An 18,370-nucleotide genomic window follows, 5' to 3' on the forward strand; every position below is an offset into this window, starting at 1 on the left:
TCGCGAATGCGGTGTGTCAGATAGGTCAATATCAATTGACACACCGCATTCGCGAGCAAGCCCGCTCCCACATGGGAATTTCGGGTGTAGCAAATTTCGTATCCACTGAAGATCAACTGTGGGAGCGAGCCTGCTCGCGATAGCGGTGTGTCAGTCGCCATTTAATTCACAGGCCTGGCGCCATCGCGAGCAGGCTCGCTCCCACAAGGGGCCCCAGGGTCATGCAGTGTTTGTGTTCATGAAAGCAAGAAATAATCCCGCCCTTCGACCTGTCCGCGCCGCAGCGGGTTGCGGGTGCACCATGGGGCGTAGGCAGCGTCGACGAAGCGGTAGGGCAAATGCTCGTCCCTGCCCAGGGGAATGCCCAGGCGGGTGGTCTGGATCGCATTGACCGTTGGCACGCCGACGTCTTCCACCAACAAGCGCTCGGGGTCGAAGCGCTTGGCGTCCCAGTCCGGCACTTTCAGCCCCAAAGCTTTGCACAACAGGGTCTGGCCGGCACAGAGTTTTTGCGGGGTGCGTGGCCGGCCTTGGGCGTCGGGGTTGTTCAACAGCATCTGTGCCAGGCTCGCCGGCCCCGAAACGGCATCGACCCACGGGTAGGCCGACTTGATCAACACCGCGTTGCCCGGGCCCTGGGCGCTGAAGTTCAGCGAATCGCCGCCCCGGGCGTAGTACATATAGATGTGCCCGCCATCCAGAAACAAAGCCTTACGTTTTTCCGTGTAGCCCAGGGAGGCGTGGCTGCCTTTTTCGGCGAAGTAATACGCCTCGGTCTCGATGATCCGCGCGCTGAGCCACAGGTCGCCGACCTTGTGGCGGATGACTTTGCCCAGCAGGTCCTTGGCGAGGACCTGGGCGTCGCGATCGAAAAAGGCGTGGGGCAGGGCGTTGGGCGATAGCAAATCGGTCATGGCGATAGACGAAGTGAAGGCCAAAGGAAGGGCGATGATAGCAATGGAAAGCTTAATCACCGCTGAACACTCGTTTCAACCGTAATGCCGTTCACTTAGGAAAAATGATGACCCTGTGGCGAGGGAGCTTGCTCCCGCTCGGCTGCGAAGCAGTCGTAAACCGGCGGGTGCGGTGTGTCTGATACGCCGCAATTGGCAGGTTTTGGGGCCGCTTCGCGGCCCAGCGGGAGCAAGCGCCCTCGCCACGGGTTTGTCGATTGCCTTAAGTGAACAGCATTGCGTTTCAACGGGCTGTTTACGGCTGTTTTGCTTCTCCGCCGGTCACCACTGCGAGTCCATGCTGTTAGTCGAGGGTTACGACAGCTATAATCTGCCGCTTTCCCCATCGCCAAGACCACACAGACCATGACTGAGTCCGTTCTTGACTACATGACCCGCCTGGGTCGCGCCGCTCGTGAAGCGTCGCGCATCATCGGCCGGGCCAGCACCGCGCAGAAAAATCGCGCGTTGCAGGCCGCCGCCAATGCGCTGGACGCTGCGCGCGCCGAGTTGTCCGCTGCCAACGAGCTGGACCTGGCCGCTGGCCGGGCCAACGGTCTGGAGCCGGCCATGCTCGAGCGTCTGGCGCTGACCCCGGCCCGCATCGACGGCATGATCGTCGGTCTGCGCCAGGTCGCGGCCCTGCCGGACCCGGTCGGGGCGATCCGCGACATGAGCTACCGCCCGTCGGGCATCCAGGTCGGCAAGATGCGCGTGCCCCTGGGCGTGGTCGGGATTATCTACGAGTCGCGGCCGAACGTAACCATCGACGCCGCGAGCCTGTGCCTGAAGTCGGGTAACGCGACCATCCTGCGGGGCGGCTCCGAGGCCATCCATTCCAACCGTGCCATTGCCGCCTGCATCCAGCGCGGCCTGGCCGAGGCCGATCTGCCGGCGGCCGTGGTGCAAGTGGTGGAAACCACCGACCGCGCCGCGGTTGGCGCGCTGATCACCATGCCCGAGTTCGTCGACGTCATCGTGCCCCGTGGCGGCAAGGGCCTGATCGAACGGGTCAGCCGTGACGCCCGCGTGCCGGTGATCAAGCACCTGGACGGCATCTGCCACGTCTACGTCAGCGCCCACGCCGAATTGCCGAAGGCCCAGCGCATTGCCTTCAACGCCAAGACCTACCGCTACGGTATCTGCGGCGCGATGGAAACCCTGCTGGTGGACCAGGCCGTTGCCGAGGACTTCCTGCCGTCGATGGCCACCCAGTTCCGCGAAAAAGGCGTCGAACTGCGCGGTTGCGAGCGCACCCGGGGAATCATCGAGGCCGTTGCGGCCACGGCAGAAGACTGGGACACCGAATACCTGGCGCCGATCCTGTCGATCCGCGTGGTCGACGGGCTGGATCAGGCCATCGAGCACATCAATCGCCACGGCTCGCACCACACCGACTCCATAGTCAGTGAAAACCTGGGTGAAACCCGGCGCTTCGTGGCCGAAGTGGATTCGGCGTCGGTGATGATCAACACCCCGACCTGCTTCGCCGATGGCTTTGAATACGGTTTGGGTGCCGAGATCGGCATTTCTACTGATAAGCTGCACGCCCGCGGCCCGGTGGGCCTCGAAGGCTTGACCTGCGAGAAGTACATCGTGGTCGGTGACGGCCAGTTGCGCGGACAGGAGCCGGTCTGACTTGGGCGACCTCGACCCGTCAGCCGCAGTGACGATAACCCTGCCCCGGCGCATCGGTATCCTGGGCGGCACATTCGACCCGGTGCACATCGGCCATTTGCGCGGTGCGCTGGAAGTCGCCGATGCCCTGGCCCTCGATGAGCTACGCCTGACGCCCAGCGCCCGGCCGCCTCACCGGGATACGCCGCAGGTGTCGGCCCGGGACCGCCTGGCGATGGTCGAGTGCGCGGTGGCCGGTGTGGCGCCGCTGGTGGTGGACGCCCGCGAATTGCAGCGGGACAAACCGTCCTACACCATTGATACCCTGGAGCTGATGCGTGCCGAACTGGCCGTTGATGCCCAGGTTTTCCTGCTTCTGGGCTGGGACGCATTTTGCGGCCTGCCCACTTGGCATCGCTGGGAAGAGTTGCTCCAGCATTGCCACATCCTGGTGCTGCAACGCCCGGATGCCGACAGCGAGCCGCCGGATGCCTTGCGCAACCTGCTGGCGGCCCGCTCGGTGAGCGACCCGCTGGCCCTGAAAGGGCCGAGCGGACAGATTGCATTCGTCTGGCAGACGCCGCTCGCGGTATCCGCCACCCAGATCCGTCAACTGCTGGCCAGCGGTAAGTCGGTACGTTTCCTGGTGCCCGACGCGGTCCTGGCCTACATCGATGCGCACGGGCTGTACCGTGCGTCGAACTGAAAAAGGCGCGCTTCAAGGCACGTGAATGCGTGTAGCGAAGCGCCCGAACATACGAGCAAAACGAGTTTTATATGACTGACAAAGACGTAAACAAAGTAAAGCGCAAGGGCACGTTCAAGAGCGCCCCGCTGCCTGTAGAGGCCCACACCGGCGTGGCGCTGGTTGGCGAAGAACTGGTCAAGGTGGCCGTCGCGGCCCTGGAAGACGTCAAGGCCCAGGACATCCAGGTGATCGACGTTCGTGACAAGCAGAGCATCACGGACTACATGATCATCGCCACCGGTACCTCCAACCGCCAGATCGGCGCGATGCTGGACAAGGTCCGCGAAGCGGTCAAGGCCCAAGGCGTCAAGCCATTGGGCGAAGAAGGCAAGGGCGACAGCGACTGGGTCCTGTTGGACATGGACGATGTCATCGTGCACATGATGACCGCCTCGGCGCGCCAGTTCTACGACCTGGAACGCCTGTGGGCCGGTGCCGAGCAGAGCCGTTCGGCCAGCGCCGCGCACCACAGCCCGGAAAACCCCCATGAGCACTTCACCAAGCTCAACAAAGACCAGCAATAAGGGACCGCTGTGCGACTGCGCCTGATCGCCGTCGGTTCTCGCATGCCCAAGTGGGTGGAAGAAGGCTGGCATGAATATGCCAAGCGTCTTCCGTCCGAGCTGGCCCTGGAACTGGTGGAAATTCCGCTCAACACCCGTGGCAAGAACGCCGACGTGGCGCGCTTCATCCGCCAGGAAGGCGAAGCCATGCTGGCCAAGGTCGGGCCGAACGAGCGCATCGTCACCCTCGAAGTCCACGGCAAGCCCTGGAGCACCGAGCAACTGGCGGTGGAGCTCGATCGCTGGCGATTGGATGCGCGCACGGTCAACTTCATGGTCGGTGGCCCGGAAGGGCTGGCGCCGGAAGTCTGCGCCCGGGCCGACCAGCGCTGGTCATTGTCGCCGTTGACGTTGCCGCACCCGCTGGTGCGGATCCTGATCGGCGAACAGCTGTATCGTGCCTGGACAGTCCTGTCCGGGCACCCTTACCACAAGTAATCCTGCCCCCATGCCCCAGCCGATCCGCATCAAGGACCACGAAAAAGACGCCCGCCTGGTGCGCGGTCGCGTCGTGTTCGGCGCCATTGCGGTGGTGACGCTGATCGGCGTGCTGATCGCGCGGTTGTATTTCCTCCAGGTGATCCAGTACGAGTATCACTCGACCTTGTCGGAGAGCAACCGCGTACACGTACAGCCGATTCCGCCGACCCGCGGGCTGATTTTCGACCGCAATGGCGTGGTGGTGGCGGATAACCGGCCCAGCTTCAGCCTGAGCATGACCCGCGAGCGTTCCGGCGATTGGCAAAAAGTCCTCGACGTGATCGTCGAAGTGCTGCAGTTGACGCCCGAGGACCGGGCGATCTTCGAGAAGCGCATGCGCCAGGGCCGGCGTCCCTTCGAGCCGGTGCCGATCATGTTCGAGCTGACCGAAGAGCAGATCGCCCTGATCGCGGTGAACCAGTTCCGCCTGCCGGGCGTCGAGGTGGTGGCGCAACTGGTGCGGCATTACCCCCAGGGGCCGCACTTTGCCCACTCGGTCGGCTACATGGGGCGGATCAACGAGAAAGAGCTCAAGACCCTCGATCCGGTCAACTACAGCGGCACCCACCATATCGGCAAGACCGGCATCGAGCGTTTCTACGAGGCCGAGCTGCACGGGCAGGTGGGTTACGAGGAAGTCGAGACCAATGCCCGCGGCCGCGTATTGCGGGTGCTCAAGCGCACCGACCCGATTCCCGGCAAGGACATCGTCCTGAGCCTGGACATCAAGTTGCAGGAAGCCGCCGAAGCCGCGCTGGGTGGCCGGCGCGGCGCGGTGGTGGCGCTGGACCCGAACACTGGCGAAGTGCTGGCGATGGTCAGCCAGCCAAGTTTCGACCCGAACCTGTTCGTCACCGGCATCAGCTTCAAGGCCTACGCCGAGCTGCGCGATTCCATCGACCGGCCGTTGTTCAACCGTGTGTTGCGCGGCCTTTACCCGCCGGGCTCGACCATCAAGCCAGCCGTGGCGATTGCCGGGTTGGATGCTGGCGTGGTCACCGCGTCGAGCCGGGTCTACGACCCGGGGTATTACCAACTGCCGAACTACGACCACAAGTACCGTAACTGGAACCGCACCGGTGACGGCTACGTGGACTTGGAAACGGCGATCATGCGCTCCAACGACACCTACTTCTACGACCTGGCCCACAAGCTGGGGATCGATCGGTTGTCGTCCTACATGAACAAGTTCGGCCTCGGTCAGAAAGTCTCCCTCGACATGTTCGAGGAGTCGCCGGGCCTGATGCCGTCCCGGGAATGGAAACGGGCGACCCGTCGCCAAGCCTGGTTCCCGGGCGAAACCCTGATCCTGGGGATCGGCCAGGGCTACATGCAGGCAACGCCCTTGCAACTGGCCCAGGCCACCGCGCTGGTGGCGAGCAAGGGCAAGTGGTATCGCCCGCACCTGGCCAAGACCATCGAAGGCCAGAAACCAGTGGACCCGGACCCGATGCCGGACATCATCCTGCGCAATCCGGCGGACTGGCAGAGGGTCAACAACGGTATGCAGGCGGTGATGCACGGCGCCCGAGGCACCGCGCGCAAGGCGGCCCTCGGCGCGCAATACCGCATTGCCGGCAAGAGCGGTACGGCCCAGGTCGTCGCCATCAAGCAGGGCGAGAAGTACGACCGCTCCAAGGTCCAGGAACGCCACCGCGACCACGCCTTGTTCGTCGGTTTTGCGCCGGCCGAGAACCCGAAGATCGTCGTGTCGGTGATGGTCGAGAACGGTGAATCCGGTTCCGGCGTCGCCGCGCCGGTGGTGCGCCAGATCATGGACGCCTGGTTGCTGGATGAGCACGGCCAGCTCAAACCTGAATACGCAAGCCCCATCAGCGCGGAGGCTACGGCCCGTGAAGAATAATTTCGACCGGATCCTGTCCAGCGAAGACGTGATGCGCCGCCGTGCCACCTTGTTGCAGCGCATGCACATCGACGGCCCGCTGCTGATCCTGCTGCTGACCCTGGCCGCCGGCAGCCTGTTCGTGCTGTATTCGGCCAGCGGCAAGAGCTGGGACTTGCTGGCCAAACAGGCGACCTCGTTCGGCATCGGCCTGGTGTCGATGATCGTCATCGCCCAGCTCGAGCCGCGGTTCATGGCGCGCTGGGTGCCGGTGGCCTACATCGTCGGCGTCGGTTTGCTGGTGGTGGTGGACATCATGGGCCACAACGCCATGGGGGCCACCCGCTGGATCAACATTCCCGGGGTGATCCGCTTCCAGCCTTCGGAATTCCTCAAGATCATCATGCCGGCGACCATTGCCTGGTACCTGTCCAAGCGCTCGTTGCCGCCGCAGCTCAAGCATGTGTGCATCAGCCTGTTGCTGATCGGCATCCCGTTCATCCTGATCGTGCGCCAGCCGGACCTCGGCACCTCGCTGCTGATCCTGGCCGGCGGCGCCTTCGTGCTGTTCATGGGCGGGTTGCGCTGGCGCTGGATCCTCAGCGTGATCGCCGCCGCCGTGCCAGTGTCGGTGGCCATGTGGTATTTCGTGATGCACGACTACCAGAAGCAGCGCGTCTTGACCTTCCTCGACCCGGAAAGCGATCCGCTGGGCACCGGTTGGAACATCATCCAGTCCAAGGCCGCCATCGGTTCCGGCGGGGTGTTTGGCAAGGGTTGGCTGATGGGCACCCAGTCGCACCTGGACTTTTTGCCGGAAAGCCACACCGACTTCATCATCGCCGTGATGGGCGAGGAATTCGGCCTGGTGGGCATCTGCGTGCTGCTGCTGATCTACTTGTTGCTGATCGGCCGGGGACTGGTGATCACCGCCCAGGCCCAGACGTTGTTCGGCAAGTTGCTCGCAGGCAGCCTGACCATGACGTTTTTTGTTTATGTTTTCGTCAACATCGGTATGGTCAGTGGCCTGTTGCCGGTCGTGGGGGTGCCGTTGCCTTTCATTAGCTACGGAGGAACTTCGCTGGTGACACTACTGTCAGCGTTTGGGGTTTTGATGTCGATTCATACGCATCGCAAGTGGATCGCGCAGGTTTGAATAAGGTGAAGAGTTCAATGCAAGCAATGCGTGGCTGGTCGACGCGATGTGCGCCGTGGATCGGCCTGGTCGGCCTCCTGGGCAGTGCGCCGCAGGCCTTGGCCGGTGAATACGAAGGCTCGCCACAGGTGGCCGAATTCGTCGGCGAGATGACCCGCGACTACGGTTTCGCTGGTGAACAACTGGTGGGGGTGTTTCGCGAGGCCGAGCGCAAGCAGTCGATCCTCGACGCGATCTCCCGGCCCGCCGAGCGGGTCAAGCAGTGGAGCGAGTACCGGCCGATGTTCATCACCGAGGCGCGTATCGCCCGGGGCGTGGACTTCTGGCGCCAGCACGAGGCGGCCCTGACCCGTGCCGAGCAGGAATACGGCGTGCCGGCCCAGGTCATTGTGTCGATCATTGGCGTCGAGACCTTCTTTGGCCGCAACACCGGGAATTTTCGGGTGATCGACGCGCTGTCGACCCTGGGCTTCGATTACCCGCCGCGTGCCGAGTTCTTCCGCAAGGAGCTGCGCGAGTTCCTGCTGCTGGCCCGTGAAGAGCAGGTCGATCCGCTGACCCTCAAGGGCTCCTACGCCGGGGCCATGGGCCTGCCGCAATTCATGCCTAGCAGTTTCCGCGCCTATGCGGTGGACTTCGACGGCGACGGCCACATCAATATCTGGACCAACCCGACCGATGCCATTGGCAGTGTCGCCAGCTATTTCAAGCGGCACGGCTGGGAACCCGGCCAGCCGGTGGTCAGCCGGGCCGATGTGCGCGGCGAGCAAGTGGACGAGGGCCTGACCGAGGGCATCGAACCGACGAAAACCGTCGGGGAGTTGCGGGCGTTGGGCTGGTCGAGTCATGATGCGCTGCGTGACGATATGCCGGTCACCGCGATGCGCCTGGAAGGCGAACAAGGCCCCGAATACTGGATGGGCCTGAAGAATTTCTACGCGATTACGCGTTATAACCGCAGCGTGATGTACGCCATGGCCGTATATCAACTGTCTGAAGAGCTAGTCAAAGCACGGGGCGTCAAATAATGCGGGCATTGCCTACCTATCTACCCCTGAAGCTCGTGGCGTTGGCCGCGCTGTCGCTGTTGGTCGTCAGTTGTTCGACCAGCCGCGCGCCGGCCCAGAAAAACTCCACCGCCGTGCGCGCGACGCCGGGCCTGGACATCAACCGGGCCCACAAGGACGGCGCGCCGTGGTGGGACGTGGACGTCTCGCGCATTCCGGACGCCACGCCGACCCTGCACACCGGCCCGTACAAGGCCAACCCGTACACGGTGCTGGGCAAGACCTATTTCCCGATGGCCGAGTCCAAGCGCTACGTGGCCTCGGGCACGGCGTCCTGGTACGGCACCAAGTTCCACGGCCAGAACACCGCCAATGGCGAGGTGTATGACCTGTATGGCATGAGCGCGGCCCACAAGACCTTGCCGCTGCCCAGCTATGTGCGGGTGACCAACCTGGACAACAACAAGACCGTGATCCTGCGAGTCAATGACCGTGGGCCGTTCTATTCCGACCGCATCATCGACCTGTCGTATGCAGCGGCAAAAAAACTCGGTTACGCTGAAACCGGCACTGCCCGGGTTAAAGTCGAAGGCATCGACCCGCAGGAATGGTGGGCCCAACGTGGCCGTCCGGCGCCTTTGATGCTCAATGAGCCGAAAGTGGCGCAAAATGCCGCGCCCACCGTGACGGCGTCCACCGGCACGGTCGAGCAGTGGACGCCACCGCCGCAGCAACACGCCGCGGCTGTGCTGCCGGTGCAGATCGAGGCAAAAAAAAACGCTTCTGCAACAGCGTCTGGCCAGTTTCTGCAAGTGGGCGCGTTCGCCAACCCGGACGCTGCCGAGCTGCTGAGGTCGAAGCTCAGCTCGATGGTGAGCGCTCCGGTGTTCATCAGCTCGATCGTGCGCAACCAGCAGACACTGCATCGGGTGCGCCTGGGGCCGATCGGTTCTCCGGGTGAAGTCCAGAAGGTGCAGAACAGTGTGCGCCTGGCCAATCTCGGCTCGCCGAGCCTGGTCACGGCGGAGTGATTTGATTGAGGGCCCGCTTGCGGTTTGGGCGGGTCAGGTTGTTGGCTCCATGAATAACAAAAGCCCGGCAAGGGTTGTGAGTGAGCAACTTAAATACGCGGCAGCTCGTTAGAAAGCTGCCTGTTTAGTTTTTGCCTTCGGGCAGTCCCATTAGCGATTTCGAGAGACGGATGAACATCACCACCTTTGCCAAACGCCTTTGCCTGCTAGTCCCGCTGCTTCTCTCACCGGCCGCGTTCGCGGTCGAGATGATGCCGGCACCCCCTCAATTGGCTGCTAAATCCTTTGTGCTGATGGATGCCAGCAGCGGCGAGGTGCTGGTAGAGAACAACGGTGACCAGCGTCTGCCACCGGCCAGCTTGACCAAGCTGATGACCGCCTACATCGCGACCCTGGAAATCCGTCGTGGCCAGATCGGTGAAAACGATCCGGTGACCGTCAGCGAAAACGCCTGGCGCACCGGCGGTTCGCGGATGTTCATCAAGGTCGGTTCGCAAGTGACCGTCAGCGACCTGCTGCACGGCATCATCATCCAGTCCGGCAACGACGCCAGCGTCGCCCTGGCCGAGCACATCGCCGGCAGCGAAGATGCGTTCGCCGACATGATGAACAAAACCGTGGCCGATCTGGGGATGACCAACAGCCACTTCATGAACCCCACCGGCCTGCCGAACCCTGAGCATTATTCGTCGGCTCACGACATGGCGATCCTGGCCCGGGCAATCATCCATGAAGACCCGGCGCACTACGCCATCTACTCCCAGAAGGAATTCTTCTGGAACGGCATCAAGCAGCCTAACCGCAACCTGCTGCTGTGGCGCGACAAGACTGTCGATGGCTTGAAGACCGGTCACACCGAAGAGGCTGGCTACTGCATGGTGTCTTCGGCCGTGCGTGACGGCATGCGCCTGATCGCGGTCGTCTTCGGCACCAACAGCGAAGTGGCCCGTGCCGCCGAGACCCAGAAACTGCTGACCTACGGCTTCCGTTTCTTCGAAACCCAGACCTTCTACCAGAAGGGCACCGAACTGGCCCAGGCCCAGGTCTGGAAGGGCTCGACCAACCAGGTCAAGGCCGGCCTGGCCCAAGACCTGACCATGACCCTGCCTAAAGGCCAGCTCAAGAAGCTCGCTGCCAGCATGACCATGAACCCGCAACTGACCGCTCCTATCGCCAAGGGCGACGTGATCGGTAAAGTCGAAGTCAAACTGGACGACAAAGTGGTGCACAGCGCTGACCTGATCGCTCTGGACGCGGTCGAGGAAGGTGGTATCTTCCGCCGCATCTGGGATAGCATCCGTCTATTCTTCTACGGCTTGTTCAACTGATTGAAGTGTTGACCTGCATGGCCTCGTTCCCCTCCGGAGCGGGGCCATGTGCGTTACCACGGCTTACGAGGCCGTTACGCCATGACAGATTCTGAAGTAAAGGCGCCAAAAATCGAATTTCCCTGCGCGGATTACCCGATCAAGGTAATCGGCGACACCGGTGTGGGTTTCAAGGACAAGATCATCGCGATCCTTGAAAAACATGCCACCGTTGACCACAAGACCCTGGCCGAGCGCCAGAGTACCAACGGCAAGTACACGACGATCCAGTTGCACATCATTGCCACCGGTCAGGAACAGCTCTACGACATCAACAGCGAGCTGCGCGCCACCGGTTTCGTGCACATGGTGTTGTGATGCCGGGCACGCTGGGCTTTCGCGAGTTGGGCACGATGGCTTACGAGCCGGTCTGGCATGCCATGCAACGCTTCACGAACGAACGCGGCACCAGCGCCGACGATGAGGTCTGGCTGGTGGAACATCCGCCGGTGTTCACCCAGGGCCAGGCCGGCAAGGCCGAGCACCTGTTGCTGCCGGGGGATATCCCGGTGGTGAAGGTCGACCGGGGCGGGCAGGTGACCTACCATGGTCCTGGCCAACTGGTCGCGTACCTGTTGCTGGATGTGCGCAAGCTGGGGTTTGGCGTGCGCGAGCTGGTCACCCGCATGGAGACGTGCCTGATCGAGCTGCTGGCCAGCTACGGAGTGACGGCGGCGGCCAAGCCGGATGCGCCGGGTGTCTACGTCGATGGGGCGAAGATCGCGTCCCTGGGTTTGCGGATCCGCCACGGCTGTTCGTTTCATGGCCTGGCGTTGAACGTGGACATGGACCTGGCGCCATTCCGACGGATTAATCCCTGCGGCTACGCGGGACTGGCGATGACCCAGTTGAGCGAGCACGCAGGATCGATTGAATTTGCCGAGGTAAGTGCCCGGCTGCGCGCGCAGCTCGTCAAACACCTCGACTATGCTGAGCAGACGACCCTCACGGGCGGAATCGACTGATATGACTACTGATGCAGTGCAAACCATGATCCCGACGCTGGACGTCACCGAGCGTCCGGCCCCGCGTGCCAAGGTAGAGGCCGGCGTCAAGCTGCGCGGCGCCGAGAAGGTTGCACGCATCCCGGTCAAGATCATCCCTACCACCGAATTGCCGAAGAAACCCGACTGGATCCGCGTGCGCATCCCGGTTTCCCCGGAAGTCGACCGGATCAAGGCCCTGCTGCGCAAGCACAAGCTGCACAGCGTCTGCGAAGAAGCCTCCTGCCCGAACCTGGGCGAGTGCTTCTCAGGCGGCACCGCCACGTTCATGATCATGGGCGACATCTGCACCCGTCGCTGCCCGTTCTGCGACGTCGGCCACGGCCGTCCGAAGCCCTTGGACACCAACGAGCCGGAAAGCCTGGCCATCGCCATCGCCGACCTGAAGCTCAAGTACGTGGTCATCACCTCGGTGGACCGCGACGATCTGCGTGACGGCGGTGCCCAGCACTTTGCCGACTGCATCCGCGAGATCCGCAAGCTGTCGCCGAACGTGCAGCTGGAAACCCTGGTGCCCGATTACCGTGGTCGCATGGACATCGCCCTGGAAATCACCGCCGCCGAGCCGCCGGATGTGTTCAACCACAACCTGGAAACCGTGCCACGCCTGTACAAGGCTGCGCGTCCGGGTTCGGATTACCAGTGGTCGCTGACCTTGCTGCAGCGCTTCAAGCAGATGATGCCGCACATTCCGACCAAGTCTGGCTTGATGCTGGGCTTGGGTGAGACGGATGAGGAGGTTATCGAGGTCATGAAGCGCATGCGTGAGCATGACATTGACATGCTGACCCTGGGGCAGTATCTGCAGCCGTCCCGTAGTCACTTGCCGGTGCAGCGGTTTGTGCACCCGGATACCTTTGCCTGGTTTGCTGAGGAAGGGTACAAGATGGGGTTCAAGAACGTGGCTTCGGGGCCGTTGGTGCGGTCTTCGTATCATGCGGATGAGCAGGCTAAGTTGGTCAAGGCTGAGCTTTTGGGGGCCTGATTTTTTTGGGGTGGTGTGTATATCCGTTTCTTCGGTAACGGCTACTTATGGTTCCGCCCTTACGGCGGGTCACTTTTGAAAAGCGCAAAAGTAACCAAAACGCTCTTGCCCCACCACTCGGTGCCTCGCCTAGGCTCGGCATGCCCTCACTCCGGCATTGCTCCGTGGGCCCGCCGCGAAGGGCCATCCATGGCCCAGCGCGGCTATCCCGGCATCCATGCCGGGATACCCACTCCACAATGCCTGCGTTCGGCCATCGTGGTTTAACGGGGCGCCCCAGATCAAGATCAAGATCAAAAGCCAAAGCCAAAGCGAGGCGGCCTGATAGCCGACCTGGCTCTGGCAGTCGTACTTCGATCCAATTGTGGGAGCGAGCCTGCTCGCGAAGGCGGTGGGTCAGTTTGCTGCGATGTTGGATGTGCCGGCCTCTTCGCGAGCAGGCTCGCTCCCACAGGTTTTTGCGGTGTATATGGGGTTTGTGTCTGCTGCAGCTCCAATGTGGGAGCAAGCGGTGTATATGAGTTTTGTGTCCGCTGAAGATCTAATGTGGGAGCGAGCTTGCTCGCGATAGCAGTGGTGCAGCCACACAAATGCCAGCCCCGACCGCTTTTGCTTTGCTTTGCTTTGCTTTGCTTTTGATCTTGATCTTGATCTTGATCTTGATCTTGATCTTGATCTTGATCTTGATCTTGATCTTGATCTTGATCTTGATCTTGATCTTGATCTTGATCTGAGACGCCCCGTTAAACCACGCTGGCCGAACGCAGGTATTGCGCAGTGGGCACCTCGGCATGGATGCCGAGGTAGCCGCGCTGGGCCATGGATGGCCCTTCGCGGCGGCCCACGGAGCAATGCCGGAGTGAGGGCACACCGAGCCTAGGCGAGGTGCCGAGTGGTGGGGCAAAGCGTTTTTGGTTACTTTTGGCGCTCTTCCAAAAGTGACCCGCTGTAAGAGCGGAACCCTAAGTGGCCGTTACCGCAGAAACGGATATACACGCAAAAGTACGCCTACAAACCGGGAAACCCATGGAAGCCACCCAGACTCTAACCCCACACCACCCCGTCCCAGCCCTCCCTAAAGAAGGCCTGATCGCCGTAATCGCCCCAGCCGGCCCCGCCCCCCTGGACACCGAAAAAGCCACCCAATGGATGCGCGCAAGGGGCCACGAACTGCGCATCTTCCCAGGCGTCTACGAAAAAGACGGCTACCTCGCCGGTAGCGACGACACACGCCTCAACGACCTGCACGCCGCCTTCGCCGACCCAGAAATCAAAGCCATCATCTGCCTGCGCGGCGGCTACGGCACCCCCCGGCTGCTGGATCGCATCGACTTCGACCTCATACGCCGCAACCCCAAGCCATTCATCGGCTACAGCGACATCACCGCCCTCCACCTGGCCATCAGCCGTTACGCCGGCTTCGTGACCTTTCACGGCCCGATGCTCAACGCCGATCTGCTGGGCGACAAGGAACCCCCAACCGTCACCTCGTTCTTCAGCCTGCTACGTGGGCAGGTGAAAGCCGGCAGCCTGCTGAGCCACCCCGCCGCCTACCCATTGACCACCGTCGAGCCAGGCATCGCCCACGGACGTCTGCTGGGCGGCAACCTCTCGATGATCGCCGCGACCATGGGCACGCCTTATCAAATCGACGCCGAAGGTGTGATCCTGTTCATCGAAGATGTCAACGAACCGCTGTATCGCATCGATCGTCTGCTGACTCAATTGCGACTGGCGGGCACCCTGGCGAAGTTGCGCGGGGTCCTGGTAGGGGATATAGCGGGGGTAGACCTTGAAGCGTTGAACCGGTTGCTCAAGCAGACCTTCGCGCCATTGCGCATCCCGGTGTTGTCCGGCTGGCGCAGCGGGCATTGCGATCCGAACCTGACCTTGCCCATGGGCGCGTTGGTGACGCTGGATGCGGGGGAGAAGCGGTTGGTGTTGGAGCAGGATGTGGTGGTCAGCCGCTAAAATAGTTGTCGCTTGGAAGTCAGCCATCGCGAGCAGGCTCGCTCCCACAGTCGACCGTGTTTCCCTGACGGAACGCGGCCACTGTGGGAGCGAGCCTGCTCGCGAAAGCGGTAGTAGCCATACCGCAATTCAGCGGTTGCGCAACGCCTCAAGCAGTTGCTGCGTCGGATACCCATCCGCCGGCCAGCCGAACGACTGCTGGGCGCTGCGGATGGCTTTGCGGGTGTTGGCGCCGATGATGCCGTCGGGGTTGCCCGCGTCGTAGTTGTGCTTGCCCAGCAGGGTTTGCAGTTCCACGCGTTCGCTGCGGCTCAGGGGCAGGTCTTCCTTTGGCCATTGGCCGTAGACCAACCCTGCACCGGTGAAGCGCTTCGACAACAACCCGACCGCCAAGGCATAGGACGATGAGTTGTTGTATTTGAGGATGGCGCGGAAGTTATCGAAGATCAGGAACGCCGGGCCGCGATGGCCCGCCGGCAGGAGCAGGGACGCCGAGAGCTGCTTGTCCTCTGGGGCGATAGGCAGGCCGCCAGATTCCGAGACGCCTAGGCGCATCCATTCAGAGACGGGCTTGCGGATCGTGCCATCAGCCAGCGTATAGTCGAAGCCCTCGTTGAGCGAGACCTCGAACCCCCACGGCTGGCCGCGCTGCCAGCCGGAGCTTTGCAGGTAGTGCGCGGTCGATGCCAGGGCGTCGGTAGAGCTACCCCAGATGTCGCGGCGTCCGTCACCATCGAAGTCCACCGCATGGGTGTTGTACGTGGTGGGAATGAACTGGGTCTGGCCCATGGCGCCGGCCCAGGAGCCGAGCATTTTTTCCGGAGTGATATCGCCCTGTTGCAGGATTTGCAGTGCGGCGATCAATTGCGCATGGGCAAAGCCCGGGCGCCGTCCTTCGTAGGCCAGGGTCGCCAGGGAGTTGATCACCGACTTGCTGCCCTGGAATTGGCCGAAGTTGCTCTCCATGCCCCATACCGCCACCAGCGCCTCGCGATCGACGCCATAACGCTGCTCGATGCTTTGCAGGATCTGGGCGTTCTGTTGGATCAGGCTCTTGCCCTTGTTGACCCGCAGCGGCGACAGCGCACCGTCGAGGTATTCCCACACGGGGCGGGTGAATTCCGGTTGGCTGCGGTCGGCCTTGATCACGCTCATGTCCGGGCTGACGCCGACAAACGCACGGTCGAACAAATCGGCACGGATCCCGGCGGCCAGTGCTTCCTTGCGAAACCCGGCCTGCCATTCAGCGAAAGTCTGGGTGGGCGCAATGGCCAGGTCGTCGCCGGTGGGTACCACGGGCGGCACAATGGCCGGCGCGGTCACGACGGGAGCTGTCTGGAGCGGTTGGGCGTCGGCGGCAGTAGGTTTTTCGGCGCAGGCGACAAGCAGGACAACGCTTGCGGCAACAATCATTTGGCGCAGTGGCCAACGATGGGAAAGACAGAAGGGCATGCACGGGTCCAGAAATACAAATCAGGTGCTGACCTTATCATGCGAAAGGGGCGTAGGGCTTGTCCGAGTGTTTCAAGCGGCCAGAAAGCAAGAAGCCTCCCAGTTGTCAGACTGGAAGGCTTCGCGGCGGTAGCTGCCCTTGCCCTTGGCAGGTCGTTCCTGGCGGCTGCGGAACAGGGGCTGGGCGACGATGGACTTGGCTTTGTTGGGGCCATGCCTGGATGGCTTTTTGCTCATGGTGGGATCTCTCGTGGGGTGGTTTTGCGGGGCAAATCATGGGACAGAGTTGGGTGGTTGTCCAGTCTTGTGGCGAGGGGATTTATCCCCGCTGGGCTGCGCAGCAGCCCCAAGAGAGCTGGATGCGATTCGCCTGACACACCTAGGTGGCTGGTTTTAGGGCTGCTGCGCAGCCCAGCGGGGATAAATCCCCTCGCCACAGGTATTGCGGTGCGCTTTCAAGGGAGGTTTATTCAGCGGGTAGGGTCAACCGCTGCCCGGCCATCAACAGCGACAACCGACTGAGGCTCATCCACGGCGAACCGGCGGCCTGGCCCTTGATTTGAGCATCGATGCGCTGGGCCTCGAGCAGCAATTGCGCCCAGCGCGAGGCGGAATAGCGTTGCAGGGCCTTGCTCATCAGTGGCTTGCGCTTGTCCCAGACGGGGGGGCGGGCCTGGCTGAAGGCTTTGTCCAGCGGTACGCCCTGGCTGTATTGCAGGGACAGGTTGGCCAGCAGGCGCAATTCCCGAGCCAGGGCCCAGAGGATCACCGGCGGTTCGACGCCTTCGCCCCGCAGGCCTTCGAGCATACGCAAGGCATGGGCGGCTTCACCATTGAGGATCGCGTCGGTCAGCCCGAAGACATCGAAGCGCGCGCTGTCGGCCACGGCGGCCTGCACCGTTTCCACGGTGATCTGCCCGCCCTCGGCCATCAGTTTGAGCTTTTCGATTTCCTGGGCGGCGGCCAGCAGGTTGCCTTCGACCCGGGCGGCAATCAGCTCCACGGCGTCCTGGCTGGCCGAGAGACCCGCCTGGGACAGGCGCTGACGGATCCAACTGGGCAACTGGCTGACGTCCACCGGCCAGATCTGCACGAACTGGGTCTGCGGACCTTCCACCAGGGCCTTGCCCCATTTGGTCTTCTGCGCGCTGCCGTCGAGTTTCGGCAAGCTGATGAGCAGCACCGTGTCCTCGGCCGGGCGTGAGCAATACTCGATCAGCGCGGCGGCGCCCTTGTCACCGGGCTTGCCAGACGGTAAGCGCAGTTCCAGCAGGCGTTTTTCGGCGAACAGGGACATGCTCGCCCCAGCCTGCAGCAAGGTACCCCAGTCGAAACTGGCGTCGGCGGCGAAGACCTGGCGTTCATCGAAGCCTTGCTGGCGTGCAGCAGAGCGGATGGCGTCGGCGGCTTCCTGGCACAGCAGCGGGTCATCGCCACTGATGATGTAGACCGGCGCGAGGGCGCCTTGCAGGTGTTTGCCGAGTTGGGCGGGAGCGAGCTTCATAAGAGAAGGCGAGTGGGGCACCGGAGCGCCCCACAAGGCTTATTCAGCCGGGATCTGCATCGGCGACTGTTGCGGGGTTTCCGCCTCAGCCTTGCGTGCCGCTTCCAGCGCTTCGGCTTCGGCCTTGGCCTTGGCGTCGGCGGTCTGTTGCAGCTCGTCCAGTTGGGCCGGGCTCAGCTGTTGCAGACGCAGCATCATGCGTTGCACGAGGTCACGACGCATTTCGTCGCGCACTTCGCTCGACTCCTGGTCGGAACCGGTAATGTTGTTGCCGTCGTGCAGGTAGACCTTCTGCATCTGCAGTTTGTCGTCCAACAGCAGCAGGCCGTTCTGGCCGCGGATCTCATAGCTCAGCACGTTGTTCAGTTCGTACTCGGCCGAACTGCCGGCACCGGCATAGCTCAGGCTGCGCTGGCTTTGCTGTTCACGGGTCAGCACCAGCTTGTACGGCGCCCCGGCGTAGACTTTCACACCGCTGTTTTCCAGGCTGTCGCGCAGCATCTTGACGGTGTCGCCATAGGCGTCCCGTGCGCTGAGGTCCAGTTCCTTGATCGCCAGCTCGGTGGTGCCGGTGCCGCGCAGTTGGAAGCCGCAGGCGCTCAACAGGACCGCCAGGCCCACTACCAGCAGATTACGTTTGATCATCTTGTTGCTCCCCTTGAACCCTATGGGGGTCGACCAGGCGACCC

At 62.6% G+C, this 18,370-nt stretch carries 18 protein-coding genes; 13 read left to right on the top strand and 5 right to left on the bottom strand.

Annotated features, from left to right (window positions below; all coding sequences use genetic code 11):
- Positions 1–236: 236 nt before the first annotated feature.
- Positions 237–914: a DNA-3-methyladenine glycosylase gene (locus J3361_RS20315; RefSeq protein ID WP_207966075.1), complete on the bottom strand. Its 678-nt coding sequence runs from the start codon at positions 912–914 to the stop codon at positions 237–239.
- A 405-nt stretch (positions 915–1,319) separates the two neighbouring features.
- On the opposite strand from J3361_RS20315, the gene J3361_RS20320 reads away from it, so the two are divergent.
- The 13 genes from J3361_RS20320 to J3361_RS20380 all read left to right on the top strand — a co-directional run bounded on the left by J3361_RS20320 (position 1,320) and on the right by J3361_RS20380 (position 14,725).
- On the top strand, positions 1,320–2,591 hold the full coding sequence (locus tag J3361_RS20320; RefSeq protein WP_207966076.1) for a glutamate-5-semialdehyde dehydrogenase: 1,272 nt from the start codon (positions 1,320–1,322) through the stop codon (positions 2,589–2,591).
- Positions 2,592–2,631: 40 nt separating this feature from the next.
- Positions 2,632–3,276, top strand: a complete 645-nt coding sequence (nadD, locus tag J3361_RS20325) for a nicotinate-nucleotide adenylyltransferase (RefSeq protein WP_207966092.1) — start codon at positions 2,632–2,634, stop codon at positions 3,274–3,276.
- Positions 3,277–3,347: 71 nt separating this feature from the next.
- A complete protein-coding gene (rsfS, locus tag J3361_RS20330) occupies positions 3,348–3,842 on the top strand; it encodes a ribosome silencing factor (RefSeq protein ID WP_053125667.1) in 495 nt (164 codons plus the stop codon).
- Between the two features lie 9 nt (positions 3,843–3,851).
- Positions 3,852–4,319, top strand: coding sequence for a 23S rRNA (pseudouridine(1915)-N(3))-methyltransferase RlmH (gene rlmH, locus J3361_RS20335; RefSeq protein WP_047229490.1), 468 nt, complete (start codon positions 3,852–3,854; stop codon positions 4,317–4,319).
- Between the two features lie 10 nt (positions 4,320–4,329).
- Complete coding sequence (gene mrdA, locus J3361_RS20340) at positions 4,330–6,225, top strand: penicillin-binding protein 2 (RefSeq protein ID WP_207966077.1); 1,896 nt, start codon at positions 4,330–4,332, stop codon at positions 6,223–6,225.
- A gap of 31 nt (positions 6,226–6,256) precedes the next feature.
- Positions 6,257–7,360, top strand: a complete 1,104-nt coding sequence (gene rodA, locus J3361_RS20345; protein WP_053125746.1) for a rod shape-determining protein RodA — start codon at positions 6,257–6,259, stop codon at positions 7,358–7,360.
- Between the two features lie 17 nt (positions 7,361–7,377).
- Positions 7,378–8,388, top strand: a complete 1,011-nt coding sequence (gene mltB, locus J3361_RS20350; protein WP_207966078.1) for a lytic murein transglycosylase B — start codon at positions 7,378–7,380, stop codon at positions 8,386–8,388.
- Positions 8,388–9,398 carry a septal ring lytic transglycosylase RlpA family protein gene (locus J3361_RS20355; RefSeq protein WP_207966079.1) on the top strand — a complete coding sequence of 337 codons (1,011 nt, stop codon included), beginning with the start codon at positions 8,388–8,390 and terminating at the stop codon, positions 9,396–9,398. Before mltB ends, J3361_RS20355 begins: the two co-directional genes overlap by 1 nt.
- 170 nt (positions 9,399–9,568) lie before the next feature.
- A complete protein-coding gene (locus J3361_RS20360) occupies positions 9,569–10,726 on the top strand; it encodes a D-alanyl-D-alanine carboxypeptidase family protein (RefSeq protein ID WP_122565046.1) in 1,158 nt (385 codons plus the stop codon).
- An 81-nt stretch (positions 10,727–10,807) separates the two neighbouring features.
- A complete protein-coding gene (locus J3361_RS20365) occupies positions 10,808–11,083 on the top strand; it encodes a DUF493 domain-containing protein (RefSeq protein ID WP_053125656.1) in 276 nt (91 codons plus the stop codon).
- On the top strand, positions 11,083–11,730 hold the full coding sequence (lipB, locus tag J3361_RS20370) for a lipoyl(octanoyl) transferase LipB (protein WP_186730295.1): 648 nt from the start codon (positions 11,083–11,085) through the stop codon (positions 11,728–11,730). Before J3361_RS20365 ends, lipB begins: the two co-directional genes overlap by 1 nt.
- Before the next feature lie 25 nt (positions 11,731–11,755).
- Positions 11,756–12,754, top strand: a complete 999-nt coding sequence (lipA, locus tag J3361_RS20375) for a lipoyl synthase (RefSeq protein WP_170847669.1) — start codon at positions 11,756–11,758, stop codon at positions 12,752–12,754.
- 1,026 nt (positions 12,755–13,780) lie between these two features.
- Entirely contained in the window at positions 13,781–14,725 is a 945-nt protein-coding gene (locus tag J3361_RS20380; protein WP_207966080.1) for an LD-carboxypeptidase, read from the top strand.
- Positions 14,726–14,854: 129 nt separating this feature from the next.
- On the opposite strand, the gene J3361_RS20385 is transcribed toward J3361_RS20380, so the two are convergent.
- The 4 genes from J3361_RS20385 to lptE all read right to left on the bottom strand — a co-directional run bounded on the left by J3361_RS20385 (position 14,855) and on the right by lptE (position 18,326).
- Complete coding sequence (locus tag J3361_RS20385; protein WP_207966081.1) at positions 14,855–16,177, bottom strand: lytic murein transglycosylase; 1,323 nt, start codon at positions 16,175–16,177, stop codon at positions 14,855–14,857.
- A 72-nt stretch (positions 16,178–16,249) separates the two neighbouring features.
- On the bottom strand, positions 16,250–16,414 hold the full coding sequence (gene arfA, locus J3361_RS20390; protein WP_030140368.1) for an alternative ribosome rescue factor ArfA: 165 nt from the start codon (positions 16,412–16,414) through the stop codon (positions 16,250–16,252).
- A 229-nt stretch (positions 16,415–16,643) separates the two neighbouring features.
- Complete coding sequence (gene holA, locus J3361_RS20395) at positions 16,644–17,681, bottom strand: DNA polymerase III subunit delta (protein ID WP_003205880.1); 1,038 nt, start codon at positions 17,679–17,681, stop codon at positions 16,644–16,646.
- Between the two features lie 39 nt (positions 17,682–17,720).
- Entirely contained in the window at positions 17,721–18,326 is a 606-nt protein-coding gene (lptE, locus tag J3361_RS20400; protein ID WP_207966082.1) for an LPS assembly lipoprotein LptE, read from the bottom strand.
- Positions 18,327–18,370 lie beyond the last annotated feature (44 nt).

Source organism: Pseudomonas sp. OA65, assembly GCF_017498305.1.
GTDB classification, from domain to species: domain Bacteria; phylum Pseudomonadota; class Gammaproteobacteria; order Pseudomonadales; family Pseudomonadaceae; genus Aquipseudomonas; species Aquipseudomonas zanjanensis.